The 21,566-nt window shown below is 64.5% G+C and carries 21 protein-coding genes and 1 pseudogene; 11 read left to right on the plus strand and 11 right to left on the minus strand.

All coding sequences use genetic code 11. From position 1 onward, the window contains the following. Positions 1–153: 153 nt before the first annotated feature. Both moaA and mobA read left to right on the plus strand, forming a co-directional pair. Positions 154–1,278 carry a GTP 3',8-cyclase MoaA gene (gene moaA, locus A7W11_RS12180; protein WP_066412399.1) on the plus strand — a complete coding sequence of 375 codons (1,125 nt, stop codon included), beginning with the start codon at positions 154–156 and terminating at the stop codon, positions 1,276–1,278. After that, the gene (mobA, locus tag A7W11_RS12185) at positions 1,271–1,885 is read left to right on the plus strand and encodes a molybdenum cofactor guanylyltransferase MobA (protein ID WP_235816859.1); all 615 of its coding nucleotides are present in this window, start codon (positions 1,271–1,273) and stop codon (positions 1,883–1,885) included. The genes moaA and mobA overlap by 8 nt, the downstream gene beginning before the upstream one ends. Positions 1,886–1,916: 31 nt before the next feature. Here the strand turns inward: mobA and A7W11_RS12190 are convergent, their stop codons facing one another. From A7W11_RS12190 to A7W11_RS12210, 7 genes and pseudogenes are all read right to left on the minus strand, one after another. Beyond that, positions 1,917–3,125, minus strand: coding sequence for a molybdopterin molybdotransferase MoeA (locus A7W11_RS12190; RefSeq protein ID WP_066412401.1), 1,209 nt, complete (start codon positions 3,123–3,125; stop codon positions 1,917–1,919). Between the two features lie 70 nt (positions 3,126–3,195). After that, complete coding sequence (gene moaB, locus A7W11_RS12195; RefSeq protein WP_066412402.1) at positions 3,196–3,711, minus strand: molybdenum cofactor biosynthesis protein B; 516 nt, start codon at positions 3,709–3,711, stop codon at positions 3,196–3,198. Then, positions 3,708–4,187 (minus strand): molybdenum cofactor biosynthesis protein MoaE, encoded by a 480-nt coding sequence (locus tag A7W11_RS12200; RefSeq protein WP_066412403.1) that lies wholly within the window; start codon positions 4,185–4,187, stop codon positions 3,708–3,710. The genes moaB and A7W11_RS12200 overlap by 4 nt, the downstream gene beginning before the upstream one ends. Positions 4,188–4,191: 4 nt before the next feature. Then, positions 4,192–4,443: a MoaD/ThiS family protein gene (locus A7W11_RS12205; RefSeq protein ID WP_066412405.1), complete on the minus strand. Its 252-nt coding sequence runs from the start codon at positions 4,441–4,443 to the stop codon at positions 4,192–4,194. Then, positions 4,424–4,579 (minus strand): annotated as a pseudogene (locus A7W11_RS27435) (cyclic pyranopterin monophosphate synthase MoaC); the annotation flags it as partial. The gene A7W11_RS12205 and the pseudogene A7W11_RS27435, both read right to left, overlap by 20 nt. 254 nt (positions 4,580–4,833) lie before the next feature. Continuing rightward, the gene (locus A7W11_RS27940) at positions 4,834–4,974 is read right to left on the minus strand and encodes a hypothetical protein (RefSeq protein ID WP_156523054.1); all 141 of its coding nucleotides are present in this window, start codon (positions 4,972–4,974) and stop codon (positions 4,834–4,836) included. Between the two features lie 94 nt (positions 4,975–5,068). Continuing rightward, positions 5,069–5,491, minus strand: a complete 423-nt coding sequence (locus A7W11_RS12210) for a transcriptional regulator (RefSeq protein WP_066412408.1) — start codon at positions 5,489–5,491, stop codon at positions 5,069–5,071. A gap of 107 nt (positions 5,492–5,598) precedes the next feature. Between A7W11_RS12210 and A7W11_RS27945 the strand changes: the two genes are divergently transcribed. Both A7W11_RS27945 and A7W11_RS27950 read left to right on the plus strand, forming a co-directional pair. Further along, positions 5,599–6,171 (plus strand): hypothetical protein, encoded by a 573-nt coding sequence (locus A7W11_RS27945; protein ID WP_156523055.1) that lies wholly within the window; start codon positions 5,599–5,601, stop codon positions 6,169–6,171. 39 nt (positions 6,172–6,210) lie between these two features. After that, positions 6,211–6,696: a hypothetical protein gene (locus tag A7W11_RS27950; protein ID WP_156523056.1), complete on the plus strand. Its 486-nt coding sequence runs from the start codon at positions 6,211–6,213 to the stop codon at positions 6,694–6,696. Between the two features lie 391 nt (positions 6,697–7,087). Here the strand turns inward: A7W11_RS27950 and A7W11_RS12215 are convergent, their stop codons facing one another. The 3 genes from A7W11_RS12215 to moaC all read right to left on the minus strand — a co-directional run bounded on the left by A7W11_RS12215 (position 7,088) and on the right by moaC (position 11,447). Then, positions 7,088–9,322 (minus strand): DUF927 domain-containing protein, encoded by a 2,235-nt coding sequence (locus tag A7W11_RS12215; protein WP_066412413.1) that lies wholly within the window; start codon positions 9,320–9,322, stop codon positions 7,088–7,090. 512 nt (positions 9,323–9,834) lie between these two features. After that, entirely contained in the window at positions 9,835–10,644 is an 810-nt protein-coding gene (locus A7W11_RS12220) for a site-specific integrase (RefSeq protein ID WP_235816860.1), read from the minus strand. Between the two features lie 305 nt (positions 10,645–10,949). Beyond that, complete coding sequence (gene moaC, locus A7W11_RS12225) at positions 10,950–11,447, minus strand: cyclic pyranopterin monophosphate synthase MoaC (RefSeq protein WP_066412421.1); 498 nt, start codon at positions 11,445–11,447, stop codon at positions 10,950–10,952. A 132-nt stretch (positions 11,448–11,579) separates the two neighbouring features. Between moaC and A7W11_RS12230 the strand changes: the two genes are divergently transcribed. From A7W11_RS12230 to A7W11_RS12245, 4 genes are all read left to right on the plus strand, one after another. Beyond that, the gene (locus tag A7W11_RS12230) at positions 11,580–15,014 is read left to right on the plus strand and encodes a DUF748 domain-containing protein (RefSeq protein ID WP_066412424.1); all 3,435 of its coding nucleotides are present in this window, start codon (positions 11,580–11,582) and stop codon (positions 15,012–15,014) included. Between the two features lie 42 nt (positions 15,015–15,056). Continuing rightward, a complete protein-coding gene (locus tag A7W11_RS12235; RefSeq protein WP_066412427.1) occupies positions 15,057–15,941 on the plus strand; it encodes a dienelactone hydrolase family protein in 885 nt (294 codons plus the stop codon). Between the two features lie 208 nt (positions 15,942–16,149). Next, a complete protein-coding gene (locus A7W11_RS12240) occupies positions 16,150–16,653 on the plus strand; it encodes a peroxiredoxin (RefSeq protein ID WP_066412431.1) in 504 nt (167 codons plus the stop codon). Between the two features lie 79 nt (positions 16,654–16,732). Continuing rightward, positions 16,733–18,181, plus strand: a complete 1,449-nt coding sequence (locus A7W11_RS12245; protein ID WP_066412434.1) for an MFS transporter — start codon at positions 16,733–16,735, stop codon at positions 18,179–18,181. Positions 18,182–18,361: 180 nt separating this feature from the next. On the opposite strand, the gene ruvB is transcribed toward A7W11_RS12245, so the two are convergent. After that, entirely contained in the window at positions 18,362–19,435 is a 1,074-nt protein-coding gene (gene ruvB / locus A7W11_RS12250) for a Holliday junction branch migration DNA helicase RuvB (RefSeq protein WP_066413992.1), read from the minus strand. A gap of 256 nt (positions 19,436–19,691) precedes the next feature. Here ruvB and A7W11_RS12255 point away from each other — a divergent pair, with 256 nt between their 5' ends. From A7W11_RS12255 to A7W11_RS12265, 3 genes are all read left to right on the plus strand, one after another. Further along, entirely contained in the window at positions 19,692–20,660 is a 969-nt protein-coding gene (locus tag A7W11_RS12255; RefSeq protein ID WP_066412438.1) for a threo-3-hydroxy-L-aspartate ammonia-lyase, read from the plus strand. A gap of 63 nt (positions 20,661–20,723) precedes the next feature. Next, on the plus strand, positions 20,724–20,966 hold the full coding sequence (locus tag A7W11_RS12260; protein ID WP_235816861.1) for an antitoxin VbhA family protein: 243 nt from the start codon (positions 20,724–20,726) through the stop codon (positions 20,964–20,966). Next, a complete protein-coding gene (locus A7W11_RS12265) occupies positions 20,963–21,565 on the plus strand; it encodes a Fic/DOC family protein (protein ID WP_066412441.1) in 603 nt (200 codons plus the stop codon). The genes A7W11_RS12260 and A7W11_RS12265 overlap by 4 nt, the downstream gene beginning before the upstream one ends. Position 21,566: the final 1 nt, after the last annotated feature.

Genomic DNA, 21,566 nt, shown 5'->3' on the forward strand with positions numbered 1-21,566 from the left:
ACAGTGCCAGCCATGGACCATGACGGAGAGTTCGCGCCCGCAGCGCGAAAGCGCGAGGACGTGAATTCGCAGTTATGGTCCATGGCGTGCAAGAACTCAAATCCTCCCACCCCACGGAAAACATCCCAAGCGTCACCGCGCTATGATTTCCCCATGACGAAAGTGATTCTCCTGGCCGATCGCCGTCCAAAAGACGGCATCACAGACCTTCCCGCCGGCCCCGTGCCCGTGCCGGGCCAGGACCTGCTCGACCGCCGGGCCAGGCCGCTGCGCGACCTGCGCATCTCGGTCACCGACCGCTGCAATTTCCGCTGCACCTATTGCATGCCGCGCGAAGTGTTCGACGGCAACTACACCTTCATGCCGCATTCCGCGTTGCTCAGCTTCGAGGAGATCGCGCGGCTGGCCGGCGTGTTCGCCCGGCAGGGCACGGAGAAGATCCGCCTGACCGGCGGCGAGCCCCTGCTGCGCAAGAACATCGAAACGCTCGTCGGGCTGCTGGCCGAGCTGCGCACGCCCGCGGGCCGGCCGCTGGACCTGACCTTGACCACCAACGGCGTACTGCTGGCCCGCAAGGCGCGCGCGTTGAAAGAGGCGGGCCTGAATCGCGTCACCGTCAGCCTCGATGCGCTCGATCCCACGCTGTTCGCGCGCATGAGCGACAGCCAGTTCACGCCCGATGACGTGCTGCGCGGCATCGATGCCGCCGCCGACGCGGGGCTGTCGCCCGTGAAGATCAACATGGTGGTGCGGCGCGGCGTCAACGACGACCAGGTCGTGGCCATGGCGCGGCGCTTCCGCAATACGGGACACGTGCTGCGCTTCATCGAATACATGGACGTCGGCAGCACCAATGGCTGGAACCTGACCGAAGTGCTGCCCAGCGCCGAAGTGCTGGCGCGCATCGGCTCGGTCTGGCCGCTGGCGCCGCTGCAGACCGATCCCATGGGCCGCGTGGCCGAGCGCTGGCGCTACCTGGACGGCGGCGGCGAGATCGGCGTCATCTCCAGCGTGTCGCATGCCTTCTGCGAAGGCTGTACGCGGGCGCGCCTGTCGCCCGAGGGCAAGCTGTTCCTGTGCCTGTTCGCCACGCAGGGCCACGACCTGCGCGACCCGCTGCGGGGCGGCGCGTCCGACGACCAGTTGGCCACGCGCCTGGCGTCGATCTGGGGCGGGCGTGCCGACAACTATTCCGAACGGCGCGCGGGGCAGACCCCGGATTCCGATCCGGCGGGACCCGCGCCGCGCAAGGTCGAGATGAGCTACATCGGTGGCTGAACGCCCGTCGCCCGCGGCAGGCATCGGCGGCCTGATCCTGGCGGGCGGACGCGGGTCGCGGCTGGGCGAGGCCGACAAGGGCTGGGTGAAGCTGGCCGGCGTGCCGCTGGTGCGGCGCGTGGCGCTGCGTCTGGCGCCGCAGGTCGATGGCTTGCTGATCAGCGCCAACCGCAATCTCGAACGTTATGCGGCCATAGGGCGGGTGCTGCCCGATGATGAGGGCTTGCCGGCCTGGTCGGGTCCGCTGGCGGGCATCGCGGCGGGCCTGGCGGGCTGGCCGGGGCAGTGGTTGGTCACGGCATCCTGCGACACGCCGTTCCTGCCCACCGACATGGCGTCACGCCTGGTGCAGGCGGCGCAAACGCACGGCGCACCCATCGCCGTGGCCTGCGCGCAAGGCCGCCGGCATTCGGTGTGCATGGCGGTCCGCACGGATCAGGCAGGCGGACTGCGTGATTATCTGCTGGCAGGGGATCGCAAGGTCGAGCTCTGGCAGCAGCGCGCGGGCATGATCGAAGTGGCCTTCGACGATGCCGCGCCGCAAGCTTTTTTGAATATCAATACGGCGGAAGAGCTGGCGCAAGCCGAACGTTACGCCGCAGGCTGACAGCAGTTGCTGCAGCCGAGCGGCGCAGGCCCTAGGCCAGCCAGTGCCGCAGGTCGTAATACGGCACCTGCGCGCCGTCCTGAACCAACACGTCGGCCGGCAGGCGGGCCAGCCCGGTCGCCCACGGCAACGAACTGACGACGCCCGATCCCTGATGCCCGTAAGGCGTCAGTTCCATGCCGCCATCCGGCAGCGCATGCGCCTGCACCCGCACGAATTCCTCGCGGCTGTCCTGGCGCGGCCGTTCGGTGCGCAGCGCGGCGCGTGACAACTGCGGATAGATCTCGGTGCGGCCCTGCATGCGGCGCAGCATCGGCGACACCAGCACGGCGAACACCGCGTAGGCCGACACGGGATTGCCCGGCAGGCACACCAGCGGCGTGCCGTCGATGCGGGCCAGCGCCACCGGCTTGCCCGGCTTCATGCGTACCTTCCACAGCGTCAGTTCGCCGCCCAGGGATTCGATGGCGGGCTTGACCAGGTCTTTCTCGCCCACCGACACGCCGCCCACGCTCAACACCAGGTCGCAGTCGTCCACCAGCGTCTGCAATGCGGCCTGCAGGTCGGCTTCTTCATCGCGGGCGTGCAGCGCGTGCGTCAGCTCGGCGCCGATGCCGCGCACCAGCGCGCCCAGCATGCTGGCGTTCGAGTTGTAGATCTGCTGGGTGGCGCGCGCGGCGCCCGGCGGCACCAGCTCGTCGCCGGTGGTCAGCACGCCCACGCGCAACTTCGCGTAGACCGGAACGTCCGCCAGCCCCTGCGAGGCCAGCAGCGCCACGTGCGCGGCCTGCAGCACGGTGCCCGCGGCCAGCAGCGGCCGGCCGGCGCGGGTGTCCTCGCCACGTCGGCGGATATGCTGGCCGAGGGCGCGGGGCGTTTCGGTGATCTCGACGTGGCCGTCGGCCTCGCGCGTGTCTTCCTGGATGATCACCGTGTCGGCGCCTTCCGGGATCAGGCTGCCGGTGAACAGGCGCGCGGCCTGGCCAGGCGCCAGCGGCTGCGGCATGTCGCCCGCGTAGACGCGCTGCTGGATGGGCAGGCGCACGCCCGGCCGGTAATCGGCGTGGCGGATGGCGTAGCCGTCCATGGCGCTGTTGTCCGCGGGCGGCAGATCGAGCGTGGCGTCCAGAGAGACGGCCAGCACGCGGCCCGGCGCGTCGGCCAGCGAGACGGTTTCGGTGCGGGTGGGGGCGGGCGCGGCGTCGGCCAGCTGGGCCTGGGCCTGATCGAATTCGAGCATGGATGGAGAAACCTGGGGATGCCTGGTTGTACGAAGAGCGCGCGTGTGCGCCAGCCGGATGCGGCCCGGCTCAGGCCGGGTCGGCGCGGCGATGCAGGTGGGTGGCGAAGTTGCAGGGCTTGTAGCTGCTGTCCAGTTGCTCGCGGATGATGTGCGTCCAGGCCAGGGCGACGGCGTCGTTCGAGCCAGGCATGCAGAAGATGACCGTATCGTTGGCGTAGCCCGCCAGCGCCCGCGACTGGATCGTCGAACTGCCCACCTCGGCATACGACAGTTGGCGGAACAGTTCGCCGAAGCCCGCGATTTCGCGGTCGAACAGCGGCGCCACCGCTTCGGGCACCGAGTTCTTGTGCGAGAAGCCCGTGCCGCCCGAGGTCAGGATGACCTGCACCGTGGGGTCGGCGATCCAGTCGCTGATCACGCGGCGGATCTGGTACAGGTTCTCGGGCACGATGTCGCGCCGGACGCAGACATGGCCGGCCTGCGCCAGGCTCTGCGCCAGCAGGTTGCCCGAGGTGTCGTCGCCCGCCGTACGCTTGTCGCTGACCGTCAGCACGGCGCAGCCCAGCGAGATGAGGTCTGTCATGGTTGTTCCTTGGGGGAGCCGCCGGCATCCCAGGCCTGGGTCCGGTCGTCGTCTGCCTGGCGTTGCTCGACCCAGAACCGTTCGCCGGAAGCGAGGGTCTCGCGTTTCCAGAAGGGGGCGCGCGTCTTCAGCGCATCGATGATGTACTCGCAGCCGCGGAAGGCATCGCCGCGATGGGCGCTGGCGGTGGCGACGAACACGATCTGGGCTTCGCGGGACAGCGCGCCGACGCGATGCACGATGACCGTGCCGGCCAGGTTCCAGCGCTGGCGCGCGGTGGCGGCGATGGTGTCCAGCTCGCGCTCGCACATGCCCGGATAGTGCTCCAGGTACAGCGTGTCGGTGGGCCTGTCGGGCGAGAAGTCGCGCACGTAGCCCGTGAATGTGACCAGCGCGCCGGCCTGGGCGCCCGTGCGGGCGCGCAGTTCGGCCGTCAGGGCGGCGGCGTCGAAATCGGCTTCCTGCACCTGGATCATGGCGTCAGCCTCCGGTGACCGGCTCGAAGATGGCCACCTCGTCGCCCGGTTGCACCGGCACGGTGCTCTTGGCGTGTTCCTGGTTGATGGCCAGCCGCAGGCGCGGGGAGGGCCCTAGTTGGGGATAGCGCTGCTGCAGCTCGGCCAGCAATTGCGCGCCCGTGGTGGCGCCGGAAATCGGCCAGCTTTCCGAGCGCTTGCCGATCAGTTCCGCCACGCGGGCGAAGTAGAGCAGATTAACCGTTGCGCCATTCACCGCTTTTTCCTCCGGCCTTGTATTCCAGGCGTATCTGTTCGATGACGATGCCCTTGTCGGCGGCCTTGCACATGTCGTAGATGGTGAGCGCGGCCACGCTGCACGCGGTCATGGCTTCCATCTCGACGCCGGTCTTGGCAGGTAACAGGGCTGCTGCTGCAAACAGATTCAAGCCGAAATTCAAGGGACTGCCCAACGCAGTTGGACAAAAATTGGACAGGGTGGGAACCCTGCGGGTGCGTATCTTATTCGGATGGTTCAGTGCCTGCAACGTGACAGCGGAGTGGGATCAAGCGCGGGAACATAGGGCGTAAGTCCCCACTAACCGAAGCAGGTGCTGTTGCATTTTACCTTGGGGCAGAGAGGCTTCGGCACTCAACTCAGAGGGCTTTAGACGAACTTGGGCCTGTTGTCCCAAGCTGCGTCGTTGCTGCGGCGTCGGGACGCCATCAGGCTGTGCAAGTAAGCCTCCACCGCATTGACAAGCTCCAGTGCAATGACAAGCGCAAGCCTGAGAAAAACTTCTTTCATGGTATCTCCTTGGTAGTGAAAGCCGCTGGTGGCTTTCCTCGAACTTCTTGTACCAAGGAGGGCGCTTGAAATTGAGTCAGAGGATGGGGCTGGGCTACCGCTGCTTCACCTGCAAATCGAGCAAGCACATTTCGATGATCTCTTGGATGAGTTGCTGTCTGGCCTCAGGGAGAGATCGGACGGCCTCGATCATTTGCAGCTCTGCCGAGGTAGGCATGACCGGCTCGGCCAATCGAACAGGTGCCGTTGCAGCGGGAAGAAGGTAAGCCGTTCCGTATAGCAACCATGTGGGCGACACATCCAGCCATACGGCCAATGTCTTGAGTTTTTCCGCAGTGGGTCGGCTCTTGCCTGTTAGCCACTTATGGGCTGCTTGCGTGGAGATGGCCGATTCCGGGTGACGCAGGCTGAACTGGACGGCCAGATCGGCAGCCGATTCGATCTTCTTCGGGCTGCGCTTCAGTGCCTGCCTCAATCGGGCGGCAAAGGCCTGTTTGTCGTCGTCCACTTTTTGCATGGACGAAGTGTGAGAGAGCAGACTGTGTGTAAGAAAACTGTTGGTTGATTGAAATCAACCGCAGGTTTAATCTCACGCTCTGATCCCGACACGTAGCCATCAGTAACATGAACAATCCCCGTTCAGAACAGACGACAGCAAACACCTCTTCGTCTTCAAAACCTGGTGCCCCCAAGAATCCCGCGCTTGCTTGCATCCTGAGCCTTGTTTGCGTAGGCGCTGGTCAACTCTATGTCGACAACCCAGGAAAGGCGGTGACTCTGTTTGGTGCTGCAGTTGTGTGCGGAGTGCTGTTTGGCCCAGCAGGTTTTGTCCTCATCCTGCCTCTTGCCGGATATGCAGCATACGACGCCTATCAACTGGCGACGCATTACAACGAAATGCTGATTGCGGCTGAAAGTAAGGCGCGGGAACAGACACTTGCTCAACAAAAATACGAAGCTGCAACTGTGTCTGTCGAAGATTTCGTAGAGCGAATTGATAAAGCCTATTTGCTCGCAAAAAATGAATTGCTCGATCAGAATGAATTTTTGCAGCGGAAGGCGCAGATCATAGATGTTTTAGAAGTCAAATCTCCGCGTGAAGGCGTTGACGATTTCTTGACTGCCCTGGTTCCGTTGATGAAGTCTAAGGCTTTGACTTCTGAAGAAATTGTGAAAATAAAAAAATTGTTGATTTGATTTTATGGGTTATAAAATTTTGTGAAGGAATGATTTTCAATGAAATTGATTTCACCCATGATTAAAGATATTTTCCGAACAAAATCAATTCAAATCGGAGCGTTTGCAGCTTTTTTTTACTATGCTGCTGTCGTTGTCTGGACGTATTTGGATGAGGTGGCTCGTATTGACTCTGCTGCTTCGAATAGGTTTGGAGCAAGGCTGAGTTCGCAGCTTAGCTTTGCTGAGGTAATGGATAGCTCTGGGTTTCCGTATTTTTCTGTGATTTTATTGTCATTGGTTTTTATTTTTTTGCCAGTAATTTTTATTGTTTATTTGGTTGGAAAGAATATACGTGATGAAAGCCATGTTGGATGGAGGCGACTTGCGGTGGTGGCCTCGCTTCTCATCGTGATGTGGCGAATTTTTGTCTCAAGAAGCGGGTTTCCTCAGGGAGCCATTGAGGTTGTGCTGTCAGCTCTACTTGGGTTGGTCCTCATTGCAGCAGCACGCTGGGTCTCCTTAGGATTTATGGATAAGCGGTAGCCAGGGTGTGATTTGGATGTGCGGTCTTCACGTTAAGACTTCGTACAGCCTTGCCAAGGCTCCGCGCCCTAGTCAGAAATTTGCAGGCCGCTCGTCGGTGATCTTGTGTCAAGGCAACACCAGCATGTGACGTCGCACGGTACGGGTAAGCTAAGTTGGGCAAGGCGTGTGACAGTGTGACGCTTGTGACGGTCTCTGCATCTTCTGTGGCGCAGATACGGACCTGTACCGCTTTGTCCTGCTAGGCATGGCCAGGAAAAGCCAAGGATTGTTTGATGTACTTTTCATGTCACAAACGACACATTGTCACAATCCTTGGCTGGTCGAGGCTTTCTGAGCTTGACCAGCGTCACCCTTCAGTCACGGCCGTCACGACAGCAGGGCCGCTCGCTTACCCATTGTCAGAATGCCCCACGATTCGGCCGCTGATTTGGTAGTACCTGGCCGACGGGCCATGAACGCCAGGAATGCGAGTCGTGTCGCCTGAGTCTCGCAAGAGCAAGCCTTTCTCACGCAACACCCTCTTGACCAATGATGGATTCAGGCCATTGCATATCCTGTCCTTGAAGGCGGTGGGAAAGACGTAATACACGCCGTTCCTATCATCTCCGCTCTGGCTGAAGTATCCAGCACGGTGCTGTACTGGTCTGGTGTCTAGGCCACCCACAGATGAGCCAATACCGTCAATCTCAAGGCGGTGAAAAGCTGATGCTCCATGCTCCTCAAAGAACGCTTGGACCTGACGCAGTGCTTGAGTCTCCTCCGAAGGGCCGGTGCCGCCACGATGACGAATCCAGTCTGCTAGGCAGCGCTGCATCGCTGCTTTGACGTCCTCTACCGACCAGCCGCCTATGCCTGCTTGGGCCGCCAGCTCGCCAGCCAGGGCCAGAAGCGCAAACCGGCCTGCCACCCGGTTCACTTGACCATCGGCACCAGCGGGCAGCAGCGAAGCTTCATGAGCAGCAAGTCGGGTCTTGCAGAATTCACGAAACCCCGTCTCTCCTAGTCGGTGCTTCTCTTTGGTGAGGTAGCTGAGCCATGCGTCGTTTGCAACGCCATAGTTTTCGCTGGTTGCTCTGCGCAGCCCATCGGCCATAGCCTTGCTACTGTGAAAGCCATGCAGGTTCTCAAATACGCCTAGCCCAGCCTCTGCATCGGCGGGGATGCTAACTAAGCGGATCTCCATGCCTGCACGGGCTTTGGTGCCGCCACTCTCGATAGTTTGCTGCAAGGAAATTTCCCCCGTGGAGAGGAACAACAGCGTCCATTGATGCAGGCGAGCTTGTTGGGCGGACCGAGTCATGCGGCCCTTTCCCTGCCCGTTGGCGAGCATGTAGACGATTTCGCCCACCTCTTCAGCTTTGACCTGCCCGATTTCGTCCAGGAACAGAGTGCTGTCGTTCAGGCTGGCAGCGACCGTTTCCAAAGCATTGGATGTGGATCTCCAAGTGCGAATAACCGACTGCGGGGCTCCAAAGACCGAGCCCGCTGCGGCGAGAAGGGTTGTCTTGCCGGAACTGCTAACGCCGTAGAAATGAACGCCTCCGCTCTCCAGGCCGGTCGCTTGGACGAGGGGGGAAGCCAGAGCAGTGAGCAGCGCCGCCATCAGGCGAGAGTTGCCGATGGCAAGCCGTCCGATAGTGGCGTTCCATCCGCCCAGAGTCCCCTGCCGAGCATGACCAGAGAAAGTCGGTGCGTCGGGATGCAACGCGATTTCTTCCGCAGCGTGGCCGTACACACGGTCTGCAAGCACATAGCGATAGTCAGTCCAACCCACATGGTGGGTAAGGCTGTGCGTCTTGGCGTGCTGAGCCGTGCCCAAGTAGCCCATCACGTCTTGCAGGTTGAGAACAATGACCCCACGGTCCATGAGCAAGGCCCGGATTTCGGCCATGTCACCCAACTTTGCGCGGGGTACGATGACCGTTTGCATTGCGCCGTCGCTAGCCTTCAACTGGAGTTCAAGCGACCAGCCCTGTCCTTGGTCATCGCGGAGCTGACGCATGATCTCGATGCGAGAACAAATGGGCCGCCAAGTGTCCGATTTCGCTTCCTGTTTTAGGACGTGATCGGCGGTCAACCGATAGGCATGCCCATGCTGCCAGCTTACGCCGGGATTGGCTTCTGCCACGTTCTCTTGAGTGCTTTCCTGCCGCTCGGGCTGGGTGTCGAATCCTGACGGAGATGCCACGCTAGAAGGCGTCGCCTCCTGCGCTGCGCTCAGATGGACCTTGGGGTTTCCATAACTGAGGTCCTGGGACGCGGCAGGCTTCTTTGTCCTGGGCGTGATGATTCTGGGTTGCGTGCTGCTGGGCGTCAACACGGTTGCCGGGGGCGGAATTTCGCACGGTTTTGCGTAAGCCTTGCCAACATCAGGTTGCGCCTCCTGATGGAACGGCACGGCAACCCGAGGCTGACTCGGCTGGCGGGCAGCGTCAGTCAAGAGAGACCTGATGACCTGCGTCGGGTCTTTGTCTGCTCCACGAGCAAGGTCAACGATGTACCCCAGTCCTCGCTCGTCGAGGTAGGAGTAGGGGATCTGGCCTGTGCGGTCCATCTGCTGCAAGGCAGCGGCGGCAGCGGAAACTTCGGAGGGGGAATTTTTAAAAGGTTGGAAGGTATTCATGCTGAATAAAATTTATTTGCATGAACGAGGCCGGACCAACTGGTATAGGCGATAGTCGGCCTCAATTCATGCGTGAATTGATAAAGCCGTCCACCGCCCGGATGGGACGCCGCGTAGACACCAAGTTCGGTGCCTAGGTACAGGTCCAGGGGGACAGAATTGCAGGAAGGTCGCCTAAGCTCCCATCCTTGTTGTTGCCGTTAAGGCAGCATGTCTATTTTTAAGCCGGGGCGTATCACCCAGGCAGCCAACCGAAGGGTAATACCCTGCGTAGGCCTTCGCACCGTTCCATAGCTGCATGCGAATTCAGGCTTGGGAGTATGCGCCTGTTTTTTTCCTGTTGCAAGACCTTCCAATCAGCGCAGCAAGGCTAAAGCTTGGCAACCAAGCCAAAGCGGTTCGGCTGCCATCTGCGGAACGCAGTGTGTGCCTTGATCCTCAGCATCGGCATGCTTTAGGCATGAGCTAAGTCGTTCCTGTCGGCATCCGTGCGTCCCGCCATGTTCGAGTGCCTAATCCAGCTTCCTAGCCAGGAGTTCGGCGCTCGGGTGGTAGTACCGCTTCAACATATGCACGGTTCTATGCCCCGTCACAGCCGCCAACTCGATGACATTGGGCAGCTTTTCCGCCAGCTTGGTCGTAGCCATGTGTCGTAAGTCGTGGAAGTGGAAGTCCTGAAGCCCAGCCCGTTGTTTAGCGCGTCGGAACGACTGATCCAGTGCCATCACCGTCATGGGGAAGACTTGGCGGGACTCGCATCGAGGCAACTGCTTGAGGATGTCCACCGCACGGCTCGACAGGGGAACGACTCTCGCCGTTCCGTTTTTTGTCATGGGCAGGTAGGCGGTGCGCTTGTCCAGGTCCACATTGCTCCAGGTCAAACCTAGCAATTCGCTCTTGCGCATCGCTGTCTCAAGCGCAAGCTCGACAATCGGGCTGAGCCATGAACCACGTTTACCCATGGGCACCAGCGCTGCCCTTAGCGCCTCCATCTCTGACGGCTTGAGCAGGCGGTTGCGACCGTGCGGTGTGCGGGGCTTGCGGACCAGTTCACATGGATTGGATATCTGCACTCTCCATTCACGCCGAGCATGATTGATGACGCTGGATATGAGTGCGATGTCTCGCACGAAGGTGCCGGGGCCAACGTCATTGAGTCGCCGGTCACGGTACTCTGCGATGGCTTCCGGGCTCAGGTTGTCCATGCTGTAGCCCGCAAGACGATCTCGCTGTAGAGCCCGGATCTTGAACGTCTCTTCGACGCGGCCTCGCTTGAGCGGCGTGACGGTTTTTAGATAGCGTTCAAGGACCTCTTTGAACAAGAGGTGGTTGCCTTCACGAGAAGGCAGGTGCGTTCCTCGGTCTAGGTTGGACTCGATGGACCTGGACCAATGCACTGCGGCTGCCTTGGTGTCAAAGGTCTGAACCTCTGCGGGGTAGCCTTTCCTGGTGACTCGGGCTTGCCAGCGCCCATTGCGTTGTCTGATAGATGCCATATCGCCTTCCATTTGGACAGGCGTTGGACAGACCGAGATTTCTGCTTGCTGGAACTAAGCGGAGGGAAGGGCAGAAGCTAGTCTGCCTTCAGCGATGCTGGGCGATCTGGCTGGTGCTAACTCTTGCTATTTCAAGAGCTTGCGTCAGCGTTGCGCCATTCACCGCTTTTTCCTCCGGCCTTGTATTCCAGGCGTATCTGTTCGATGACGATGCCCTTGTCGGCGGCCTTGCACATGTCGTAGATGGTGAGCGCGGCCACGCTGCACGCGGTCATGGCTTCCATCTCGACGCCGGTCTTGTACTGCGTGCGGCAGGTGGCGCGGACTTCGACGGTATGGGCGTCGTCCAGCAGGCCGAAGTCGATGCCGACGAAGGCCAGGGGCAGGCTGTGGCACAGCGGGATCAGTTCGGCGCAGCGCTTGGCGGCCAGGACGGCGGCCACGCGGGCGGTGTTGAGCACTTCGCCCTTGCCCTGGCCGGGAGCGGTCAACAGGCCGTAGGCGTGGGCATTCATGCGCACGCGGCCGTATGCGATCGCCACGCGATCGGTATCGGACTTGGCGCCGACATCGACCATGCGGACCTGGCCGGAATCATCCAGGTGGCTGAGCGTGGGAGGGGACGACATAGGGGTATTCTGATCGGGCAGGGGTGGGTGGGTTGGACGGTTTCGCCATGCAAGCCGTCCTCTCGCGTCTATGATAGACGAGCCGGGGACAGGGCGCGATAATCGCTGCAGTCCATGTAGGGAGATCGCGCAATGCCGCTGCGGGTGCCGGGTGCCGGGTTTGGCCGTCGTATCGCGAAAGTCCTCCTGATCCTTGCGCTGGCCGTGCTGGCCTTGTCGGGCGTGTCGGCATGGCTGGTGCCCTACCTGGTGCGCAGCGCGCTGACGGATGACGTGTCCGCCATGCTGGGCCGCCAGATCTCGGTCGGCCAGGTCGGGTTCAACCCCTTCACACTGACGCTGCGCGCGCACGAGCTGTCCATTGCGCAGCCCGGCGCCGCGCCCTTGCTGGAAGTGGTCGAACTGGACGTCAGCGCCTCGTGGGCCTCGCTGGTGCGCGCAGCGCCCGTGGTCGATCGGGTACGCGTCAGCCAGCCCAAGCTGACCCTGGTGCGCGAAGACGTGGCGCGCTTCAATTTCTCCGACATTCTGCAGCGCCTGGCCGAACAGGCCGCGGCCCGCCCGGCCAGCCCGCCCGACGCCAGCCTGCCGCGCTTCTCGTTGAACAACATGGTGCTGGAAGGCGGCGCGATCAGCCTGGACGACCGGGTGACGGGCCGCCGGCAGGTCGTCGACGATCTGCAGATCGGCCTGCCCTTCATCTCCACCTTCCGCCACGCCACCGAGATCGACGTGCTGCCTCGCGTGCATCTGCGCGTCAATGGCAGCGTCTTCGAACTGGGCGGCACGGCGCGGCCCTTCGACAAGACGCCGTCCTACAGCCTGAACCTGAAGTTCGACGGACTCGACCTGGAAAAATGGGCGGACGTGTGGCCCGTGAAACTGCCGGTCAAGCTGGAGAAAGGGCTGCTGGATTCGAATCTGCAAGTGCTGTTCGAACAGCCCGCCGATACGGCGCCGCGCATCCGGGTGCAGGGCGAGGCGGGCCTGCGCGGCCTGGACCTGCGCGAAGCGGGCGGCGCGCCGCTGCTGGCCTGGGAGTCGCTGCGGGTGCAGGGCATCGTCGCCGAGCCGCTGGCGCGCACGCTGGACGTGCAACTGGTGCAGTTGGCGCGTCTCCAGGCGCAGGTGCACCGCGACGCGAAGCAGCAGTTGAACTGGCTGAGGGTGGTGGATGCGTTGGCGAATGTGGGGGCGCCCTCATCCGGCGCGGCTGCTCCGCGCCCCCCGGCCGCTGCCCTGGCCGCGGCCGGCGCGCCGCAGGGCACTCCCGAGGCCGCCCAGGCCGTCGCGAAGTCCGATGCCGCTCCCGCCAAACCTGCCGAGCCCCCATCCTGGAAAATCCATGTCGCCGGCATCGGCCTGACCGACGCCGCCGTCCAGGTGCGCGACGAGCCCGCCGGCCTGGACTACCCGCTGGGCGGCCTGTCCGTGGCGATCGAAGACGTGGCCTTCCCGCAGGCCGCCAGCCAGCCCATCCGCGTCTGGGCATACATGGACAATCCCGCCGATGGCAGCCGCCTGCGCCTGACCACGCCGGTGACGCTGCAACCGCTGGCGCTGGATGCCGACCTGAAACTCGAACGGCTGTCGCTGGCTCCCTTTGCGGGCCTGGTGCGTGGCCAGTCCCCGGTGCAGTTGCTCGATGGCCGCCTCAGCGCGCAGGCCCATCTGAAGCTGGCCGGCACGCAGGTCTCGGCGCAGAACCTGAAGGTGGACCTGGCCAACCTGTCGCTGCGCGACGAGGGCGTCACGCCCGCCATTCCGATCTCGTTGGGCAGCCTGGCGCTGACCGCCGATCATGTGGCGCTGGGCGCACAGCCCACCGCGTTCACGCTGAAGGCCGCCGGGCTGCAAGGCAACGCCAGCCTGGCCCTGCAGGGCACGCTGGTGCCGCAGCCCCTGTCCGTCAAGACGTCGGTCGACCTCGCCGGCCTGGACCTGACGCCGTTCGCGCCCTACGTTGCCTCCAGCCTTAACGCCACGGTGCGCAGCGTCTCGGTGGGCGCGCGCGGCCAGGCCGAGTTCGCCGCGGCCAACGGCGCAACCCCCATGCGCGCCGCCTGGCGCGGCGCGCTGGACGTGAACGGCCTGAACCTGGAAGACCGCGTCAACCAGGCCGACTTCCTGAACTGGAAGCACCTGGGACTGTCCGGCATGGACCTGTCGCTGGCGGGCGAGCGCATCGGCGCGAACCTGGGCGACATCGTGCTGGAAGACTTCTACGGCAGCGTGCTGTTGAATGCCGAGGGCCGCCTTAACGTGCTGGACCTGGTGGCCGAGCCGGGCCGGGCCGCGGGTTCCATCACGCAGGACACGCAGACCCGTGCGCGCGAGTCCGCCGCCGCGCCTGCCGCGCGCCGGGCGCGGGCCATGCCCGACATCGCCATCGCCAGCGTGACGCTCAAGCGCGGCCGCATGACGTTCAACGACCGCTTCGTCAAGCCCAACTATTCGGCGGAACTGTCGCGCATCGAGGGCACGGTGTCGGGTGTCTCGTCCACCCGGCCCGCGCCGGCCCGCGTCAACGTGGGCGGCCGCGTGTACGGCAGCGCGCCGTTCTCGGTCTCGGGCAGCGTGCAGCCGTTCGAGAAATTCCTGTCGCTCGACCTGAAGGCATCGGCCAAGGGCGTGGACCTGCCGCGCTTCACCACGTATTCGGCCAAGTACGTGGGCTATCCGATCAAGCGGGGCAAGCTGTCGCTGGACGTGCACTACCAGATCAAGAACCGCGCACTGCAGGCCAGCAACCGCCTGGTGCTGAACCAACTGACCTTCGGCGACAAGACGGACAGCCCCGACGCCATCCAGCTGCCGGTGCTGCTGGCCGTGGCGCTGCTCAAGGACAGCCAGGGCAACATCGACCTGAACCTGCCGGTGTCGGGTTCGCTGGACGATCCGCAGTTCTCGGTGGGCGGGCTGGTGTGGCGCGTGGTGTCGAACCTGCTGGTCAAGGCCGTCACCTCGCCGTTCCAATTGTTGGCCTCGGCCTTCGGCGGCGCAGGCGAGGAACTGTCTTTCATCGCTTTCGAGCCGGGCAGCGCGGAACTGGCGGGCGATGCGCAACAACGCATCGAAACGCTGGCAAAAGCCTTGAACGACCGTCCCTCATTGAAACTGGACGTGACGGGCCGGGCCGATCCGGCCACCGACGAATCCGCGCTGCGCCACGCCTGGCTCGACGCGCAGATGCGCCAGGCCAAGCTGCGCGACACCGCTGGCCGAACCTCGAAGCCCGATGTGGCGAGCGTTCAGCTGTCGGCCGCGGATCGAACCAAGTACCTGGAAAAGGTCTACGATGCAACGGACCTGAAGGACAAGCCCCGGAACTTCATCGGCCTGTCCAAGTCCATCCCGGCGGCGCAGATGGAAACCATGCTGCTGGATGCCGCGCCCGTCGGGCCGCAGGCCCTGCGCGACCTGGCCGAGGCGCGTGCGCAGGCTGTCTACGAACCGTTGCAGGCGCAGGGGCCGGCCGACCGCATCTTCGTGGTCGAACCCAGGCTCGATGCCCAGGGCATCGAGGATGGCGGTCCCCCCACGCGCGTCGATTTCTCTTTGCAGTAATCCCTTGGGGCCTGTTCACACTAAAAGGAGGCTCGCACCACCATGGAAGTCAAGGATCCCGAATTCGACAGCCTGTTGCCCCCGCTGCGCGTCTCGCGCCGTGGGTTCATGGTCACCAGCGTGGCCTCGGGCTTTGCCCTGGCCGCGGGTCAGGCCAACGCACAGACCGCCATCCACACCGACACCCGCGGCCTGACGGCCGGCAAGGTGCAGATTCCCACCACCGACGGCAACATGCCGGCCTATCGCGCGGCGCCAGCCGGCAAGAAGAACCTGCCCACCCTCCTGGTGGTGTCCGAGATATTCGGCGTGCACGAGTACATCCAGGACGTCTGCCGCCGCCTGGCGCACGCGGGCTACCTGGCCATCGCGCCCGAGCTGTTCGCGCGGCACGGCGATCCGTCCAAGTACACGGATATCCCCACGCTGCGCAAGGAAGTCGTGGACAAGGCCGGCGATGCGCAGGTCATGGCCGACCTGGACGCCACCGCCAAGTGGGCCGGCACCGAGGGCGGCGCGGCCGAGAAACTGGGCATCGTGGGCTTCTGCTGGGGCGGCCGCAACGTGTGGCTGTATTCCGCGCACAACCCCAAGCTGAAGGCCGGGGCCGCCTGGTATGGCCAGTTGGGCGGCCAGCCCAGCGAGCTCAAGCCCGCGTCGGTGCTCAGCCTGGTCGACAAGCTCAATGCACCGGTGCTGGGCGCCTACGGCGGCAAGGACGCCGGCATTCCGCTGGAAGACGTGGACAAGATGCGCGCCGCGCTGGCCAAGGGCCCCGAAGCCGCGCGCGCCTCGCGCATCGACGTCTACCCCGACGTGGGCCATGCCTTCCATGCCGATTACCGTCCCAGCTACAGCAAGACTGAGGCCGAGCAGGCCTGGAAGCGCATGATGGACTGGTTCGCCACGCACGGCCTGTCAGTGTGATGGCAGCCTGATCCCGCCTCGTTCCTGGCCGATGCCGCGCCTTTGGCGCACGATGCCGGCCTGAACGGGGCAAGCGTGCGGAAAGGCCGGTTTCCGGTCGTTGCAGCTTGCAGCATCGCAGGCCGCTTCGCCCCGCGAGTCGATCTATGATTGGGGGTGTGGACGCGGCAAAGTGCCGTGCGCCCATTCCCCCATCACGGAGAGGTCCATGACCATCAAAGTCGGCGATCGCGTGCCCGAAGGCACGCTGACCGAATTCATCGAAACCGAAACCGAGGGCTGCCAGCTCGGTCCCAATGCCTTCCAGGTGTCCGACCTGGTGAAGGGCAAGAAGATCGCGCTGTTCGCCGTGCCCGGCGCCTTCACGCCGACCTGCTCGGCCAAGCACCTGCCCGGCTTCGTCGCCAAGGCTCAACAACTGCGCGACAAGGGCGTGGACGAAGTGTGGTGCGTGTCGGTCAACGATGCCTTCGTGATGGGCGCCTGGGGCCGCGAGCAGCAGGCCGCCGGCAAGGTGCGCATGCTGGCCGACGGTTCCGCGCTGTGGACGCGTGAACTGGGCCTGGAGCTGGACCTGACGCAACGCGGCATGGGCGTGCGTTCGCAGCGTTATTCGGCCCTGATCGAGGACGGCGTGGTCAAGACGCTCAACGTCGAGGGCCCCGGCAAGTTCGAGGTCAGCGACGTCGACACGATGCTGTCGCAAGCCTGATTCCTTTCCGTCGCACCCACGGCCGGGTACGCCATGCGCGTCCCGGCCGGCAATCCCGCCGCGTATCGGCCGAGTTGCCATGATTTCCACACTCTCGACGTTTTCCCCGCTGTACAGCGCCACACTGCTGATGCTGGTCGGCACGGGCCTGTTCAATACCTACATGGGCCTGCGGCTGTCGCAGGCCGCGGTCAGCGAGACCTGGATCGGCCTGCTGATGGCCGGCTATTACTTCGGCCTGGTGTGCGGCGCGCGCCTGGGCCACAAGCTGATCATCCGGGTAGGCCACATACGCGCCTTCTCGGCGTGCGCGGCCATCGCCACCAGCATGATCCTGGGCCAGATGCTGATCGACGATCCCATCTACTGGCTGCCCTTGCGCATCATCGCCGGCGTGGTGATGGTGACCGAGCTGATGGTCATCGAAAGCTGGCTGAACGAACAGACCGAGAACAGCCAGCGGGGCCGCGTGTTCTCCCTCTATATGGCCGTGTCCGGCCTGGGCACCGTGCTTGGCCAGTTGGCCCTGACGCTGTACGCCAACATGGACAATGGCCCGCTGACGCTGGTGGCCATGTGCATGGTGCTGTGCCTGGTGCCCATCGCCATCACCGCCCGTTCGCACCCGCCCACGCCCTTGCCCGCGCCGCTGGACCTGCGTTTCTACGTCAAGCGCGTGCCGCTGTCGCTGACGGTGCTGTTCGTGGCGGGCAATCTGTCCGGCGCGTTCTATGGCCTGGCCCCGGTGTTCGCGCTGAAGTACGGCCTGACGACCTCGCAGATCGCGGTGTTCGTGGCGTCCGCCGTCACCTGCGGCCTGCTGTCGCAATGGCCGATGGGCTGGCTGTCCGACCGCATCAACCGCGCGGGCCTGATCCGCTTCAACGCCGCCCTGCTGGTGCTGCTGCCCGTGGCGATGTGGGGCTTCGTCACGCTGCCGTACTGGCTGCTGATCGCGCTGTCGTGCGTGTTCGGCGTGTTGCAGTTCACCCTGTACCCGCTGGGCGCCGCCTTCGCCAACGACCACGTCGAGCCGCAGCGCCGTGTCAGCCTGAGCGCCATCCTGCTGATGACGTACGGGGTGGGCGCCTGCATGGGGCCGCTGATCGCGGGCTTCCTGATGTCGGTGGGCGGGCCGGCGATGTACTACGTATTCATCTCGGCCTGCGCGTTGATTCTGGTATGGCGCGTGCAGCCGGGCCGGGTCACCGGCGCACACCAGGTCGACGAGGCGCCCACGCACTTCGTGCCCATGCCGGATTCGCTGCAAAGCTCGCCCGCATCGGTCACGCTGGATCCGCGGGTCGATCCCGAGCTGGATACCACCATGGAGATGGCCGAGCCCCAGGCCGACGTGGTGACGCCGCCGGCGTCGGCCACGGAATCGCCGCCGGTTCCGGCTGACGATACACCGCCTGTGGAGGCGGCGCCCGAGTCTGAGATACGGGAGGCCGCCGATGCCACGACATCGGAAGCGCTGATCCCTGGCGCCGAGCCGCCGGCACAGCGGCCGCGCACTGACGTTTAAGGAGCAGGCAGGGCAGGGGAACGGCGCGTAGACGCGTCCTGCCGCTACCCGCGTCATGGCCGGTCGGGCGGCAGGCTGTTTGCGCCGCCACTTTCCGTTTGTCCACAGCCTGCCTGAGCGCCATGCAACGATGGCGCCCGTGGGCGCCATCGAATCCGCTGCGCCCAGGGACGCGCGGCCTTATTCGAACAGGTCGCCGCTGCCCGCGCCCGAGCGCCCGGCGGGCACCGCCAGCCCCAGGTGCTGCCACGTCGTCCGTGTGGCCATGCGCCCGCGCGGGGTGCGCTGCAGGTAACCGTGCTGGATCAGGTAGGGCTCGATCACGTCTTCGATGGTGTCGCGTTCTTCGCCGATGGCCGCGGCCAGGCTGTCCACGCCCACCGGGCCGCCGTCGAACTTGTGCACGATGGCTTCCAGCAGCTTGCGGTCCATCAGGTCCAGGCCTTGGGGGTCGACCTCCAGCATGGACAGCGCGCGGCCGGCCACGTCGGCGTCGATGACGCCGCCCGCCTTCACCTCGGCGTAGTCGCGCACGCGGCGCAGCAGGCGGTTGGCGATGCGCGGCGTGCCGCGCGCCCGGCGCGCCACTTCCTGGGCGCCCTCGGGGGTGATGGTGGCATTGAGCAGGCCGGCGCTGCGCGTGACGATGCGCGACAGGTCGGCCACGTCGTAGAACTCGAGCCGCGAGACGATGCCGAAGCGGTCGCGCAGCGGATTGGTCAGCATGCCCGCGCGCGTGGTGGCGCCCACCAGCGTGAATGGCTGCAGGTCGAGCTTGACGCTGCGCGCCGCGGGCCCTTCGCCGATCAGGATGTCGATCTGGAAGTCTTCCAGCGCGGGATACAGGATTTCCTCGACGACCGGCGACAGGCGGTGGATCTCGTCGATGAACAGGACGTCGTTGCGTTCCAGGTTGGTCAGCAGCGCGGCCAGGTCGCCCGGGCGCTCCAGCACGGGGCCGGAGGTCTGCCGCAACTGCACGCCCATTTCGTGCGCGATGATGTGCGCCAACGTGGTCTTGCCCAGGCCCGGCGGGCCGAACAGCAGCACGTGGTCCAGCGATTCGTTGCGCCCGCGGGCCGCCGCGATGAAGATTTCCAGCTGTTCGCGCGCGCGCGCCTGCCCCACGTACTCTTGCAGCGCTTTCGGGCGCAGGGCGCGTTCGATGGACTCCTCGTTGGGCGAGGTCGGCTGCGGCGCGACCAGGCGGGGCGCGTCGGGCAGGGAGGAAAGCGAGTCGTTCTGGATGGCCATGGTTCGTAGCGCGGGCGGATGCGCGGGGTCATGGTACACCACGGCCTCTTTTGCGGACGCGTGCAGACGGGCGGCTGCATGCGGGCGCTTGTACAGGCGCGGGAAGGCGCGGGAAGGCGCGCGCGCATAGGGAACGTATTGCGGCGTGCAGGCGGGCGTGAATGCCTGGGCATATGTCGCGGCGCCCCCTCGCAGCCGTGCATGCGTCAGGCGTATCATCCCGGTTTGCCTTTCTTCCGACACGCCCAGGATCATCATGCCGACCGCCCTGCCCACGTATTCCGACGTCGTCCGCGCCAGCGAAGTGCTGGCGGGTGTTGCGCACCGCACCCCGGTGCTCACCTCGGCCACGGCCGATGCGCTGGCCGGCGCCAGGCTGTACTTCAAGGCCGAAAACCTGCAGCGCATGGGCGCGTTCAAGTTCCGCGGCGGTTACTTCGCCATCTCGCAGCTTTCGCCCGAGCAGCGCGCGGCCGGCGTCATCACCTTCTCGTCGGGCAACCACGCCCAGGCCATCGCGCTGAGCGCGCGCCTGCAGGGCGTCAAGGCCACCATCGTCATGCCCGAGGACGCGCCGGCCGCCAAGAAGGCCGCCACGCAGGGTTATGGCGGCAACGTGGTCACCTACGACCGCTACAAGGACGACCGCGAGGCCGTGGCCCGCGCCATCCAGGAAAAGACCGGCGCCTCGCTGATCCCGCCCTATGACCATCCCGACGTCATCGCCGGCCAGGGCACGGCCGCCAAGGAACTGTTCGAGGAAGTGGGCGAGCTGGATTATCTGTTCGTCTGCCTGGGCGGCGGCGGCCTGCTGTCGGGTTCGCTGCTGTCGGCCAAGGCGCTCAGCCCATCGTGCAAGGTCTATGGCGTCGAGCCCGAGGCCGGCAACGATGGCCAGCAGTCGCTGCGCAAGGGCGAAGTGGTGCGCATCCCCGCGCCCAAGACCCTGGCCGACGGCGCGGCCACCACGCACCTGGGCGACCTGACGTTCCCCATCATCCGCGACAATGTCACCGACATCCTTACCGTGACCGACGACCAGTTGGCCCAGACGATGCGCATGTTCGCCGAGCGCATGAAGATCGTGGTCGAGCCCACCGGCTGTCTGGCGGCCGCCGCCGTGCTGAACAAGCGGGTGGCGATTGCCGAGGGCGCGCGCGTCGGCGTCATCCTGAGCGGCGGCAACGTCGATCTGGCCAACTACGGACGTCTGGTGGCGGCCTGACAGACCCGTCCCTGATACGTATAAACATCTGAAATATCAGGGGTTTTGCGGTAAGATAACAAGATGTTCTCAACGCCGAAAACCGCTGATCCCGTGCCGGAAACCGTAGCCGTTTCCCTGGTCGCGGAACAGGAACAGATCGAACGCATGGCGGCCATCCGCAGCGCGCTGGCCAGCCAACGCATCGAAGGCCTGGAACCCGACCCCCGTGCCGTGGCCGATGCCGAACGATGGGCCCGTGGCGAAATCACCATCGGCGCCGCCGTGGCGGATTTCAAGATGCGGGTCCGGCTAGACATGCCATGAAATATGCCGGAGACCGTGGCGATCCCTACCTGTACCAGGGTACGGACGTGCTGCGCAATCTCCTGGGTATCAAAAGCCAGGGTGCGCTCGACAAGGTCGAGTCCACCCTTTCTTTTTTGCGGGCCGCCGAATTGCGCGAGCGCCCCGTGGCGGGCCGCTTCGACCTGACCCACCTGCTGAAGATCCACGAGCGCCTGTTCGGCGACGTCTACGACTGGGCCGGACAGGTGCGCCACGTCGAGATCACCAAGGGACAGACCATGTTCGCGCGCCGCCTGATGATCGAAGGCGCGGCGGGGCAGTTGTTCGAGCAACTGGCCGGCGAGGACTATCTGCAGGGGCTGGACGTGGGCCGTTTCAGCATCCGCGCGGGACATTACCTGGGCGAGATCAACGTGCTGCATCCCTTTCGCGAGGGAAACGGCCGCACCCAGCGCGAATTCATCGGGCAGTTGGCGCGCCAGGCCGGCCACCGCGTCGACTGGAGCGCGGTGGGGCAGGCAGAGATGGTGCGCGCGTCGATCCAGGCGTATAACGGCGATTCAGGTGGGCTGGCTCGGTTGATACGCGCCAGCCTGGGCGCTGCCGCGCAACCCTAGC

The organism is Bordetella ansorpii (assembly GCF_900078315.1).
In the GTDB taxonomy this organism is placed as follows: Bacteria; Pseudomonadota; Gammaproteobacteria; order Burkholderiales; family Burkholderiaceae_B; genus Bordetella; species Bordetella ansorpii.

Bases quoted from the DNA above. Each gene is read 5' to 3' on its own strand.
- moaA (WP_066412399.1), top strand. From the start codon at position 154: ATGACGAAAGTGATTCTCCTGGCCGATCGCCGTCCAAAAGACGGCATC.
- A7W11_RS12190 (WP_066412401.1), bottom strand. From the start codon at position 3,125: ATGCTCGAATTCGATCAGGCCCAGGCCCAGCTGGCCGACGCCGCGCCC.
- moaB (WP_066412402.1), bottom strand. From the start codon at position 3,711: ATGACAGACCTCATCTCGCTGGGCTGCGCCGTGCTGACGGTCAGCGAC.
- A7W11_RS12200 (WP_066412403.1), bottom strand. From the start codon at position 4,187: ATGATCCAGGTGCAGGAAGCCGATTTCGACGCCGCCGCCCTGACGGCC.
- A7W11_RS27940 (WP_156523054.1), bottom strand. From the start codon at position 4,974: ATGAAAGAAGTTTTTCTCAGGCTTGCGCTTGTCATTGCACTGGAGCTT.
- A7W11_RS12210 (WP_066412408.1), bottom strand. From the start codon at position 5,491: ATGCAAAAAGTGGACGACGACAAACAGGCCTTTGCCGCCCGATTGAGG.
- A7W11_RS27945 (WP_156523055.1), top strand. From the start codon at position 5,599: ATGAACAATCCCCGTTCAGAACAGACGACAGCAAACACCTCTTCGTCT.
- A7W11_RS27950 (WP_156523056.1), top strand. From the start codon at position 6,211: ATGAAATTGATTTCACCCATGATTAAAGATATTTTCCGAACAAAATCA.
- A7W11_RS12215 (WP_066412413.1), bottom strand. From the start codon at position 9,322: ATGAATACCTTCCAACCTTTTAAAAATTCCCCCTCCGAAGTTTCCGCT.
- moaC (WP_066412421.1), bottom strand. From the start codon at position 11,447: ATGTCGTCCCCTCCCACGCTCAGCCACCTGGATGATTCCGGCCAGGTC.
- A7W11_RS12230 (WP_066412424.1), top strand. From the start codon at position 11,580: ATGCCGCTGCGGGTGCCGGGTGCCGGGTTTGGCCGTCGTATCGCGAAA.
- A7W11_RS12235 (WP_066412427.1), top strand. From the start codon at position 15,057: ATGGAAGTCAAGGATCCCGAATTCGACAGCCTGTTGCCCCCGCTGCGC.
- A7W11_RS12240 (WP_066412431.1), top strand. From the start codon at position 16,150: ATGACCATCAAAGTCGGCGATCGCGTGCCCGAAGGCACGCTGACCGAA.
- A7W11_RS12245 (WP_066412434.1), top strand. From the start codon at position 16,733: ATGATTTCCACACTCTCGACGTTTTCCCCGCTGTACAGCGCCACACTG.
- ruvB (WP_066413992.1), bottom strand. From the start codon at position 19,435: ATGGCCATCCAGAACGACTCGCTTTCCTCCCTGCCCGACGCGCCCCGC.
- A7W11_RS12255 (WP_066412438.1), top strand. From the start codon at position 19,692: ATGCCGACCGCCCTGCCCACGTATTCCGACGTCGTCCGCGCCAGCGAA.
- A7W11_RS12260 (WP_235816861.1), top strand. From the start codon at position 20,724: ATGTTCTCAACGCCGAAAACCGCTGATCCCGTGCCGGAAACCGTAGCC.
- A7W11_RS12265 (WP_066412441.1), top strand. From the start codon at position 20,963: ATGAAATATGCCGGAGACCGTGGCGATCCCTACCTGTACCAGGGTACG.